The 11,974-nt window shown below is 69.8% G+C and carries 12 protein-coding genes; all 12 read left to right on the forward strand.

The features are described 5' to 3' along the window. Positions 1-27: 27 nt before the first annotated feature. The 12 genes from AMETH_RS16035 to AMETH_RS16090 all read left to right on the forward strand — a co-directional run bounded on the left by AMETH_RS16035 (position 28) and on the right by AMETH_RS16090 (position 11,972). Complete coding sequence (locus AMETH_RS16035; RefSeq protein WP_017982120.1) at positions 28-1,530, forward strand: aldehyde dehydrogenase family protein; 1,503 nt, start codon at positions 28-30, stop codon at positions 1,528-1,530. A gap of 4 nt (positions 1,531-1,534) precedes the next feature. Further along, complete coding sequence (locus AMETH_RS16040) at positions 1,535-1,732, forward strand: ferredoxin (protein ID WP_017982121.1); 198 nt, start codon at positions 1,535-1,537, stop codon at positions 1,730-1,732. A gap of 33 nt (positions 1,733-1,765) precedes the next feature. Continuing rightward, a complete protein-coding gene (locus tag AMETH_RS16045; RefSeq protein WP_017982122.1) occupies positions 1,766-2,992 on the forward strand; it encodes a cytochrome P450 in 1,227 nt (408 codons plus the stop codon). Between the two features lie 40 nt (positions 2,993-3,032). After that, on the forward strand, positions 3,033-3,422 hold the full coding sequence (locus AMETH_RS16050) for an SCP2 sterol-binding domain-containing protein (protein ID WP_017982123.1): 390 nt from the start codon (positions 3,033-3,035) through the stop codon (positions 3,420-3,422). A gap of 17 nt (positions 3,423-3,439) precedes the next feature. Beyond that, entirely contained in the window at positions 3,440-4,549 is a 1,110-nt protein-coding gene (locus AMETH_RS16055) for an NDMA-dependent alcohol dehydrogenase (protein WP_017982124.1), read from the forward strand. 46 nt (positions 4,550-4,595) lie between these two features. Then, positions 4,596-6,113, forward strand: coding sequence for a class I adenylate-forming enzyme family protein (locus AMETH_RS16060; protein WP_017982125.1), 1,518 nt, complete (start codon positions 4,596-4,598; stop codon positions 6,111-6,113). Between the two features lies 1 nt (position 6,114). Continuing rightward, positions 6,115-6,663, forward strand: coding sequence for an RNA polymerase sigma factor (locus AMETH_RS16065; protein ID WP_017982126.1), 549 nt, complete (start codon positions 6,115-6,117; stop codon positions 6,661-6,663). 156 nt (positions 6,664-6,819) lie between these two features. Continuing rightward, positions 6,820-7,731 carry an MlaE family ABC transporter permease gene (locus AMETH_RS16070; RefSeq protein ID WP_017982127.1) on the forward strand — a complete coding sequence of 304 codons (912 nt, stop codon included), beginning with the start codon at positions 6,820-6,822 and terminating at the stop codon, positions 7,729-7,731. A 13-nt stretch (positions 7,732-7,744) separates the two neighbouring features. Then, complete coding sequence (locus tag AMETH_RS16075) at positions 7,745-8,551, forward strand: ABC transporter permease (RefSeq protein WP_017982128.1); 807 nt, start codon at positions 7,745-7,747, stop codon at positions 8,549-8,551. A 33-nt stretch (positions 8,552-8,584) separates the two neighbouring features. Continuing rightward, on the forward strand, positions 8,585-9,412 hold the full coding sequence (locus AMETH_RS16080) for an ABC transporter ATP-binding protein (RefSeq protein WP_038532161.1): 828 nt from the start codon (positions 8,585-8,587) through the stop codon (positions 9,410-9,412). Next, positions 9,412-10,653, forward strand: a complete 1,242-nt coding sequence (locus AMETH_RS16085) for an MlaD family protein (protein WP_017982130.1) — start codon at positions 9,412-9,414, stop codon at positions 10,651-10,653. The genes AMETH_RS16080 and AMETH_RS16085 overlap by 1 nt, the downstream gene beginning before the upstream one ends. Next, positions 10,650-11,972 carry an MlaD family protein gene (locus tag AMETH_RS16090; protein WP_017982131.1) on the forward strand — a complete coding sequence of 441 codons (1,323 nt, stop codon included), beginning with the start codon at positions 10,650-10,652 and terminating at the stop codon, positions 11,970-11,972. The genes AMETH_RS16085 and AMETH_RS16090 overlap by 4 nt, the downstream gene beginning before the upstream one ends. Positions 11,973-11,974: the final 2 nt, after the last annotated feature.

Raw genomic sequence — 11,974 nt, forward strand, 5'->3', positions numbered from 1 at the left:
AACGAAGACGAAGGACAGCAAAGCCTGATGTCGAATTTCAGCAACTTCATCGGCGGCTCCTGGCGCGGCTCCGACGCGGCGCGCCTCCCGGTCGACGACCCCTCCACCGGTGAGGTGACCGGATCCGTCCCCGACAGCGGCGCCGCCGAGGTGGACGCGGCCGTCGCCGCCGCCCGCCAGGCGTTCGAGACCGGGCCCTGGGCGCGCATGACCCCGGCGGACCGGGCGACGGTACTCCGCGACCTGGCCTCGGCCCTGGAAGCGCGGTTCGACGACCTCGTCGACGGGCTGGTCGCCGACACCGGGTGCAGCGTGCGGATGTGCCCGATGTTGCAGGCCGGGGCGCCACTGGCGCACCTGCGCGATTTCGCGGACATGGCGCCGCTGTTGGAGAAGCCGGTGCCCTATCCCATCCAGTCGACGCCGGGATTCGGCCAGTGGGAACTGCACCGGGAACCGGTCGGTGTCGTCGGAGCTTTCACGCCCTACAACTTCCCGTTGTTCATCGCGGTCTGGAAGATCGCGCCGGCCTTGCTCGCGGGCAACACCGTGGTGGTCAAGCCATCGCCCCTGACGCCGTTCGGGCTCGACGCCTTCGCCAGGGCGGCCGAGGAGGTCGGCTTGCCGCCGGGGGTGGTCAACGTCGTGCACGGCGACCGCGTCGCCGGTGAGGCGCTCGTGGCCAGCCCGGGCGTCGACCTGATCACCTTCACCGGCAGCACCGCCGTCGGAAAGCGTGTGCTCGCCGCCGCGGCCGGCACCGCCAAGGACGTGATCCTGGAGATGGGCGGTAAGTCGCCGGCCGTGGTCCTGCCGGACGCCGACGTCGAGCTCGCCGTGCGCGGAACCCTGTTCAGCAGCATGATGCACGGCGGGCAGGCGTGCGTGGCGACCACGCGGATGCTGGTCCCGGACAGCAGGTACGACGAGTTCCTCGAGGTCCTGCGCGCCCGTTCGGAACGTCTGGTGGTAGGCCCCGCGGCGGACTTCGCCACCGACGTGGGCCCTGTGGTCAGCCAGGCGCAGCGGGTGAAGGTCGAGAAGTACGTGTCCGCGGCCGTGGAGCGCGGCGCGCGGGTGCTCACCGGCGGCGAGCGGCCGTCCGGGGTTCCGGACGGTGGCCACTACGTGGCGCCCACCGTCCTCGTCGACCTCGACAACGACAACCCGGCGGCCTCCGACGAGATCTTCGGCCCGGTGCTGTCGGTGCTGCGTTACCGCGACGTCGACGACGCGATCCGGATCGCGAACGACACCCAGTACGGGCTGGCCGCCGCCGTCTGGTCGGCCGACCTGGAGCGAGCGCGGTCGGTGGCCGCCCGGTTGCAGGGTGGGCTGGTGTGGATCAACGACGTCGCGCAGGCCGACGTCGCGCGGACCCCGTTCGCGGGGAAGAAGCAGAGCGGTGTCGGGACCGAACTCGGGCCGGACGGCCTGTTCGCCTACACCAAGGTGAAGAGCCTCTACACCGCGTTGGACGACAACCTCGACGCGCGCCCGTACGGTGCGGTCGGCAGTGACTGGGAGTGAGCCCGTGGCCGACCAGCGGATCGCGATCGACCGGGAACGGTGCGCGGGGCACGGCCGGTGCTACACCGTCGCTCCGGAGATATTCGAACCCGACGACGAGGGTTTCGCCGTGGTGACCAGAACGCCCGGTGGTGAGCGGCTGGAGAACGCCCTGGCAGCCGCCGTGCGCAACTGCCCCGAACGTGCCGTCGTCGTCGACTGAACGTCCCCGCAACCGTAACCGGAGAGGAGATCCATGACCACGACCCCGAAGGCGGCCGCGGACGAGGAACTGCGGACCGATTTCGACATCCACGATCCCGCGAACGCCGATAACGTCTACGAACGTTACGCCGAGCTGCGCGCGAAGTGCCCGGTCGCGCACTCCAGCGCCTACGGCGGCCACTGGGTCGCCACCCGCTACGACGACATCCACGAGATCGTGCGGAACCCGGAGGTGTTCTCCAGCGAGTGCGTGAACATCCCGCCGACCATCGGCCAGGACGGCCCGATGATCCCGCTGGAGGTGGACCCTCCCGACCACACGACCTACCGGCAGCTGCTGACCCCCTTGTTCTCGCCGACGCGGATGGCCGCGATCGAGCCGGACGTCCGCCGGATCGTCGTCGAGCTGCTGGACGGCATGGCGGGCAAGGAGAAGTGCGACTTCATCACCGACTTCGCGAAGCCGTTGCCCACCAAGGTGTTCTTGACACTGATGGGCTGGCCGATGTCGGACACCGCGAAGTTCCACGAGTGGACCGACACCATTGTGCTGGGCAAGCCGGGCGCGTCGGAGGAGGAGGCCACCGCGGTGCGGATGGCCGCGGCGATGGAGGTCTACGCCTACTTCGCCGAGATGCTCGACGACCGCATGGCGGACCCGTCGTCCGGGCCGGACGACGTCACCTCCGTGCTGGTCAACGGGAAGTTCGGGGACCGCCCGCTGACCCAGTTCGAAATCCTCAACACGTTGTTCGTGATGATGATCGGCGGCCTGCACACCGTGCAGGGCCAGCTCGCGCACAGCGTCATCTACTTCGCCGAGCACCCGGACCGGCGCAGGCAGCTCGTCGACGACCCGGACCTGGTGCCTTCCGCGGTGGAGGAGATGCTGCGGTACGAGTCCGCCGTGTCCCCGGCGCGGGTGGTCAAGCAGGACACCGAGCTCGGCGGTGTGCGGCTGACCGCGGGCGACCGGATCCTCATCCCGCTGGGCGCGGCCAACCGCGACCCGGAGAAGTTCGACAACCCCGACGAGGTCGACCTCACCCGGGAACCGAACCCGCACCTGGCGTTCGGCGGCGGACGGCACCGGTGCCTGGGCTCGCACCTGGCGCGCATCGAGCTGCGCGTCGCGTTCGAGGAGCTGCACCGGCGGTTCCCCGACTACCGGCTCGACCCCGCCGACCCGCCGCAACGCCACCTGAGCCAGGTCAAGGGTGTCGAGCGGCTTCCCCTCGTGCTCGGCCAGTCGGTCTGAGCGGACGTTCAACGCATCAACGGAGATTCGGAGAATCAGCATGGCGGTCAAGTTCGGTTCCCTCGACTTCTACCAGGCGATGGCCGACGAACTCAACAACGACCCGGAGTGGGCGGAGAAGGGCAAGAAGCTCTCCTACACGATGGTCTACAACTACGAGGCGCCCGTCGAGGGCTCGTTCTTCGTGGAGTTCGACCAGGGCAGGGTCGTCCAGGTCCGGGACGCCTCGGCCCAGGACGTCGAAGACGCGAACTTCGTGATCTCGGGTTCCAGCGACGTGTGGCGCGGAATCTTCGAGAAGAAGATCAACCCGACCGTCGCGCTCACCCGCGGGCAGCTGCGAGTGCGCGGCAAGATGGCTCAGCTGCTGAAGAACATGTCCGCCTTCCAGCACGTCATCGTCGCCATGACGCGCGTGGACTTCGAGTAGAAGGGGCCGGTGAGACGATGAAGTCCAGGGCAGCCGTTCTGTTCGAAGCGCCGGGCAAGTGGGACGTCGTCGAGGTCGACGTCGACGAGCCCCGCGACCACGAGGTGCTGGTCCGCTACGTGTCGGCGGGCCTGTGCCACTCCGACGACCACCTGACCAAGGGCGACGTGCCCTCGGCTCACTACCCCTACTGCGGCGGGCACGAGGGCGCCGGCATCGTCGAGGCTGTCGGGCCGGGTGTACGCGACCTGCAGGTCGGCGACCACGTCGTCGCCGCTTTCATCCCCGGCTGCGGCCGGTGCCGGTGGTGCGCGGCCGGGATGCAGAACCTGTGCGACAACGGCGCGTTCATGATGCAGGGCACCCAGCTCGACGGGACGTTCCGCCTGCACCACAACGGTGTCGACGTCGCGCAGTGTTCGCTCGTGTCCACTTTCTGCGAGTACAGCGTGCTGCCGGAGTGGGGCGCGGTGAAGATCGATCCGGACATCCCGCTGGACAAGGCCGCGCTGGTCGGCTGCGGTGTCGCGACGGGCTGGGGCTCGGCGGTCAACGCGGCCCAGGTGCGGCCCGGCGACGTGGTGATCGTCATGGGGGTCGGCGGCATCGGCATCAACGCCGTGCAGGGCGCCGCGCACGCCGGCGCGAGCCGCGTCATCGCGGTGGACACCGTCCCGTTCAAGCGGGAGTTCGCGCTGGGCCTTGGGGCGACCGACGCCGTCGAGACGATGACGCAGGCGACCGATCTGGCCCAGTCGCTGACCTTCGGCCAGGGAGCCGACTCGGCCATCGTGACGGTCGGTGTGGTCAAGCCCGAGCACGTCGGCGACGCCTTCGCCGCGGTGCGCAAGGCCGGCACGGTCGTGGTCACCGGTGTCGCCAACATCGACGAGACCACCATCCCGGTGAGCCTGTTCGAACTGGCCATGTTCCAGAAACGCATCCAGGGCGCGCTCTACGGCATGATGTCCCCGTCGTCCGCCACACCGTTCCTGCTCGACCTTTACCGGGCGGGCAAGCTCAAGCTCGACGAGCTCGTCACCCGCCGGTACCCGCTCGAAGAGATCAACCAGGGTTACGAGGACATGCACGCCGGAGTCAACATCCGCGGCGTCATCGACTTCTGACCCACCGCTTCCGGATCCCCTGCCGTTCTCAGTGTCGAGGAGTGTCATGTCCGCATCGGTGGTGTCCGCGCTGCGCTGGTGGGCGCGGACCAAGGGTCAGCAGGCCGCCCTGCGCGTCGGGGACGACGAGGTCGGTTACCGCGGTCTGCAGGACTGGACGAGCCGGGTGGCTCGATGGCTGGCAGCGCAGGGGGTCCGGCCGGGTGACCGGGTGTGCGTTCTCGGGGGCAACTCGGTGGAGTGGTGTGCGACCGCGGTGGGTGTGCTGAAGGCGGGTGCCGTACTGGTCCCGCTCAACCCGCGCCTGGTGGCCGCCGAGATCCGCAAGATCACCGACGACGCCGGGGCGGTGTTGATCATCGCCGCGCCCGAGCTGCGTTCGCTCGCCGAGGACGCGGCCGCGGCCGGACCACCGCTGCCGGTCGCCGGCTTTGCGGAAGTCGCGGCGATGCGGGACGGCCCGGGCGACGACCACGCCGTGGAGATCGGTGAGGACGACCCGGCCATGATCCTGTTCACCAGCGGCACGACCGGCCTGTCGAAGGGGGTCGTATGCACCAACCGGACCCTGCTGAGCATCGTCTTCGAGGCGTCGCTGACCGAGGCCGGACTGCGGCCCGGGTCCCGCACGCTCCTGGTGCTGCCGCTCGCCTTCACGCCCGGCCTGGTGTGGGGGCTGGCGATGACGCTCGTGCTGGGCGGGACCATCGTGGTCGAGCGCGAGTTCGACCCGGGCCGCGCGGTGCGGCTGATCGACGAGCACGGCATCGACGCGTTGTTCGGCGTGCCGCTCATCTTCGGCGCGATGGCGAAGTCGCCGGAGTTCGCGACCGCCCAGCTGTCGTCGCTCAAGACCGCGCTCACCGGCGGCGCGGCGGTGCCCGTCCCGTTGCTGGAGGCGTGGGGGAGCAAGGGCGTCAAGCTCCGCCAGATCTACGGCATGACGGAGGCGGGCGGGGTCGCGACCAGCACCGGGGTGGACGACGCGGCGGCGCATCCGGACACCTGCGGCACCGGGTCGATCTTCACCGAGTTCAAGGTCGTGCGGGAGGACGGCTCGGCGTGCGAGCCGGGTGAGCCGGGCGAGATCATCCTCCGCGGGCCCGGTGTCACACCGGGGTACTGGCAGGATCCGGAGAACACGGCACGGGCCCTGCGCGAGGGCTGGCTGCACAGCGGCGATCTCGGCGTGACGACCGAGGACGGCAGACTGAAGTTCGTCGACCGGATCAAGGACCTGATCATCTCGGGCGGCATCAACATCTCGCCGATCGAGATCGAGCAGGTGATCTCCGGGCTGGACGATGTCGAGGAGGTCGCGGTGATCAGCGCCGCCGACGAGAAGTTCGGCGAGACACCGGCGGCGATCGTCGTCAGCCGCGGCCACCGCGATCCACATCGGATCGTCACCGACTGCGGCCGTCTCCTGGCCGACTACAAGATCCCGCGGTACGTGGTGTTCCGCGACGAGCCGTTGCCGCGGCTGCCCAGCGGGAAGCTCGCCAAGGTCGCCATCCGCAAGGAGTACGCCGACATCCCGTCGACGCACCCGAAGGTCCGGTAACGTGCCGGGCGACGACGGTTCCTGGGACCTTGTGCGCGCCGTCCAGGCCGGCGACGTGGCGACCTTCGACCGGATCTACCAGCGGTACCAGCCCGCGCTCCTCGGCTACTTCCGCGGCAGGCAGTTCGACCCGGCGACCGCCGAAGACCTCACGAGCGAGACGTTCGTCCGCGCCCTGCAGGCGATCCACCAGGTGTCCGACCGGGGCCGGGATCTGGCCGCCTGGTTGCTGACCATCGCACGCAACCTGGCGCTGGACCACCGCCGGTCCGGACGGGTGCGGCGGGAGATGCCCACGTCCGAGTTGCCGGAGTGGGGGGCGGCGCCGGTGGACGGGCCGGAGAAGCGCGTGCTCGCGGCGATCGAACTCGACGAGGCGGCGCGGCGCATCGCGCTGCTGACCGTCGAACAACGACAGTGCCTCCTGCTGCGGCGCGTGCACGGTCTGTCGGTCACCGAGACCGCCGCGGCGATGCGCCGTTCGGAGACCGCGGTGCGGGCGCTGCACCACCGCGCGGGACGGCAGCTCAGCGCGCTCGCCACGAGCTGACGCGCGCCCTCCGGGCAATTCCTTTCTCAGACCACAGTGGACTTGACGGAAAGTTCACAGCTGTGTTTAAACTAATGGCAATAGGTAAGCGATGACGCTGCGGCCGGCGAGCGTGCCTCCTTCCGGGAACGTGTCGCCGTCGAACGGGAGACAATGATGTCGAATTCCGAATGGCGGCCTCCGCGCGGGGACGGCGCCGGATCGGGGCTGGGGTCCGCGGCGGTCCTCGCCGGGCTGCCCACCGGGCCCGCGCCGGTGTTCGAGAAGCCGCCGGTGGCTGGCAAGCTGCCGGCCGCGGTGTTCGGTCCGCTCGAACAGGCCGGTGCGATGGCCCAGTTGCTCGGCAAGGTCGTCTGGAGCGCGGTCCGCCACCCGGCCGGCTACTGGCGGGCGGTGCGCGACGAGATGTACACCCTGCTCAAGCTCTGCTGGTTCCCGATGATCCTCGCGGTCTTCACCTTCGGCGTGATGGTCGCGATCCTGGGCATCAACTTCACCACCCTGATCGGCGCGAACAACCGATACGGCCAGTACTTCTTCATCGCCAGTGTCCGGGAGTTCTCCCCGTGGATCAACTCGATGGTGGTCGCCGGGATCATCGGCGCCGCACTGGCCGCGGACCTCGGCGCCCGCCGGGTGCGCGAGGAGTTGGACGCGCTGCGCGTGCTCGGCATGGATCCGGTGCGCGAGCTGGTGCTGCCGCGGGTGGTGTCCGCGGTGTTCATGACCGCGCTGCTGAACCTGGTGGCGATCATGATCGCGATCCTGTCCGGGCTGTTCGGGATCATCGTGTTCGGCGGGGTGTCCGGAGGCGAGTACTTCTCCACGTTGTACGCGAACCTCACTCCGGTCGAGGTGTGGGGGAGTTTCGTGAAGAGCGCCGTCTTCGGCCTCGTGATCGGCGTTGTGTGCTCCTACAAGGGGTTCACCGCGCAGGGCGGCGCGATTGGGGTCGGCCGCGCGGTCAACCAGGCCGTGGTCATCTCGTTCGTGGTGATCTGGCTGGTGAACTTCGCGTTCAGCTCGATCATGCTCGGGCTCAACCCGGAAATGCAGACGGTTCGCTGAGGAAGGGCGTTCGATGACGAGCGTGCGCAACGCCCGGCCGACGGGCAGGTTCGCCGGTCTTCTGACCAACACCTCCGACGTGGTCCGGTTCTCCGCCGGCGCGCTCGGCAGTGTCGGCAAGACCCGGATGTACTTCTCCGAGGTGTTGCGCCAGGCCGGGATCCTGGTGCTCTCCAGCGGCCTGGTGATCTGGGCGATGGAGTTCGTGATCGGCGCGGTGTTCGCCGTGGAGGGCCACTACATCAGCCGGCAGTTCGGCGCCCAGGGGCTGGTCGCGGTGTTTCCCGCGCTCGGCGGGCTGCGGACCTGCGCTCCCGAGATGTGGGGCTGGATCCTCGCGGCGAAGGTCGGCTGCGGCATCGTCGCGGAGCTGGGGTCGATGCGCATAACCGAGGAGATCGACGCGCTGGAGGTCATGGGCATCCGGCCCAAACCCTACCTGGTGGGGACGCGGGTGGTGGCGGCCTGGATCGCGATGCCGTTCCTCTACCTCGTCGGACTCGGCCTGATGTACATCGCGTCATACCTGATGCTGGTGCCGGTGCTCGGCACGGTGTCCGAGGGCGGCTTCTCCGCGGTGCTGTGGGCGTTCCAGAGCCCGCTCGATGTGCTTTTCAGTCTGTTGTGGACGATGGTCGCGGGCACACTGATCGTCCTCGTGGCGTGTTACTACGGCTTCAACGCCCGCGGCGGCCCGGTCGGTGTCGGGATGAACACCGCGAAATCGATGCTCGTCAACATGGTGCTGATCAGCGTGGTCGGCATGATCTGCCAGCAGCTGTTCTGGGGCGGTTTCCCGAACGCGCCCATCGGAAACTGATCCCGCCACGTGAAGAACCCTTCGGAGGAACCGATGTTGCATCCGGCCGGGAACGAGCCCGGGGGAGTCGCGACGACTCAGCCCATCCGGCCACTGCCGGTCCCCGCGGCGCCGACCGTGGAGATCCGCGAGGTCTACAAGTCGTTCGGCTCGTTCGACATCCTGCGCGGCCTCAACCTGAGCTTCGCCGCCAACGCGATCACCACGGTGCTGGGGCCGTCGGGCACCGGCAAGAGCGTGCTGCTCAAGCACATCGTCGGCCTGCTTGAACCGGACGCGGGCGAGGTGCTGGTGTTCGGTGACGACATCTGGAAGGCGAGCGAGGAACAGCGCTACGAACTGCGGAAGCGGTTCGGGGTCCTGTTCCAGGACGGCGCGCTGTTCGGCTCGATGGACGTGTTCGACAACGTCGCGTTCCCGCTGCGCAAGCACACCGACCTGCCGGAGTCGGAGATCACCGAGATCGTGATGAACCGGTTGCGCGAGGTCGGCCTGGAAGCGGCGAAGAACAAGGAACCCGGCTCGATCTCCGGCGGGATGCGCAAACGCGCCGGGTTCGCCCGTGCACTGGTGATGAACCCCGAGGTGGTGCTCTTCGACGAGCCGGACTCCGGTTTGGACCCGGTGCGCACCAGCCTGCTCAACGACCTGATCCTGCAGATGCACGCCGAGCACGGCGGCACCTACGTGCTGGTCACCCACGACATCCGCACCGCGCGGAAGGTCAGCGACTACGTCGGCCTGATCTGGAAGGGCAAGCTCATCCACTACGGGCCCACCGAGGAGGCGTTCAACTCCGACGACCCGTTCGTGCGCCAGTTCCTCGCCGGTGACTCGGCCGGCCCGCTCGGGATGGACTGATGATGCGGGGGAAGAGGCTGGCCGCGGTCGCGGCGGTGGCGGTGCTGCTCGTCACGGCCGCCGCGGCCTGGACACTCGTGTCCGAAGAAGACGGTGGGTACCGGGTCCGCCTGGTGATGCCCTCGGCCGCGGGGCTGGTGCCCGGCGCTCCCGTGCGGGCCAACGGCGTCGACATCGGCCAGATCAGCGAGATCACCGCCAAGGACAACCAGGCGGTGGTCACGGTGTCGCTGGACGCCGCGCACGCCCCGCTGCACACCGGGACCGTCGCGTGGGTGGAGACGCGGTCGGTGCTGGGGGAGCGCAACATCGAGTTGAAGCCCGGCCCGGCGGGCAACCCGGCGGTTCCGGACGACGGCCTGGTCGAAGCTCGCCCCCAGGTCAGCGTCGAAGACCTGCTGGAAGCGCTCGACCCGCAGACCCGCACCCACCTGACCGGCCTCGTGCGGCAGCTCCAGGACACGCTCGCCGGCCGCGAGCAGGACGTCAACGCGACCGTGCGCACCGCCGGGCCGACCGTGCAGGCACTCGGCGAGGTCCTCGGCGCGATCGGCCGCGACGGCCCGGCGATCCGGGAACTGGTCACCAACCTCAGTGATATGACCGCGGTCCTGACCCAACGGCAGGACCGGCTGCGCGGCACCGTGCAGAACCTCTCGACACTGGCCGGGCAAGCCGCACGACAGCAGGAACAGCTCGCGACCGCCCTCGGCCAGCTGCCCGCCACACTGAGGGACGCGCGGACCGGGCTGGACAAGCTGCCCGCGGCCGCCGACGCACTCGAGCCGGTCCTGACCGACCTCCGGCCGGTGACCGCGAAGCTGCCCTCGGTCGCCGCGAACCTCGGGCCGTTGCTGACCGACCTGCGGCCGACGATCGCGGACCTGCGCCCGACGCTGGACGCCGCGAGCACGCTGCTGGGCGACACCCCGGCGCTGCTCGACAGCGTGCACAACACCGCGCCCGGCCTGAACGCCGCGATCCAGGGGCTCGCGCCCACGCTGAAGTACTGGCGGCCCTACAGCCCGGAGCTGGCCGGCTTCCTGGCCAACTGGGGTTCGGTGTTCTCCGGTTACGACTCCGTCGGCCACTACATCCGCGGCCTCCTGGTGCTGTCGCCGACCAGTGTCAACGGCCTGCCGGTCAGCTCGGTCCCCGGCTTCACGCGCCGGGTGGACCCGCTCCCCGGTGAAGCGGGCGGGCAGCCGTGGACCGACGCGCACGGGGAGGGAATGCGATGAGGTCACGACTCGTCCGCACCATCGCGACGGTGGCCGTCGTCGCCACCGTCGCGGCCACCGGGGCCGCCTTGTGGAGCGGTGGTGACGACGACCAGGCGACCGTGGTCGCGATGTTCGCCGACGCGTCCCCGCTCATCCCGGGCAACACGGTGAACCTCCGCGGCATGAAGATCGGCGAGATCACCGACATCGCGCTCGAGCGCGGCCAGGCCCGCGTCGTCATGTCCGTCGATCCCGGCGTCCTGCCGTTGCACTCGGACGCGCGGGCCACAGTGCGACCCGTCAGCCTGCTGGGCGAGCGCTACGTCGAGCTCGACCCTGGGTCACCGTCGGCGCCGGTGCTGCCCGGTGATGCGGTGATCACCGCCGACCGCACCAGCGCGGCCGTCGACCTCGACCAGGTGCTCAACTCGCTCGACGACCCCACTTCCACCGCACTGGCGGCCCTGGTGACCACCCTCGGCGAGGGCACCGGCGGACGGGCCGGCGACATCGACGCCGCGCTCAAGGCGCTGCAGCCGGCGATGACGCGGACCGGCGAGCTCGGCGCCCTGCTCGACGACCAGAACGCGGTCCTGACTCAGTTGCTCGACCGGGTCCGCCCCGTCGCCGACGCGCTCGCGGCCGGGCAGGGCCGCAACCTCGACCAGCTCGTGCAGTCGTTCACCGCGACGCTCGCCACGGTCTCGCAGAACCGCGAGGCGTTGCGGGAAACTCTGGCCGAACTGCCCGGGTTCCTCGACCACGCCCGGGCCGCGGTGCGCGAGATAGCTGGCGTGACCCAGCAGATGACGCCGGTGCTCGCCGACATCCGCCCCGTCACCGACGACCTGACGGCGATCACCCGCGAGCTGACCGCGTTCGCGGACACCGCCGACCCGGCGCTGGCCGCCGCGCGTCCCGTGCTCGACCACGCGAAGGCCCTGCTGGATCAGGCCGCGCCGCTGGTCAAGGCGCTGCAGCCGCAGATGGCCGACCTCCGGTCCGGGGCCGAGGCGGCGGTCCCGCTCGGCCGGGAACTCGCGGACAACCTCGACGGGCTGCTCGCCATGATCACCGGCTGGGGACTGGCGTGCACCGGGTACGACTCGGTGTCGCACTACTTCCGCGGGATGCTCGTCGCCACCCCGTCGCCCTTACTGCAGACCGTCCAGTCCGAACTCCTCGGCTCGCCGGGCGGCGGCAAGAGCGCGCCGGAGACGCCGGACGCGCCCGCACCGCAGGCGGTGCCCGTTCTCACCGACCCGCTCACCGCCACCGGCCTGAGCCAGGAGCAGGAGAAATCGTTGATCGGACAGTTGCTCGGCGGGGGGCGGTGACC

It is taken from the genome of Amycolatopsis methanolica 239, assembly GCF_000739085.1.
Lineage (GTDB): Bacteria > Actinomycetota > Actinomycetes > Mycobacteriales > Pseudonocardiaceae > Amycolatopsis_E > Amycolatopsis_E methanolica.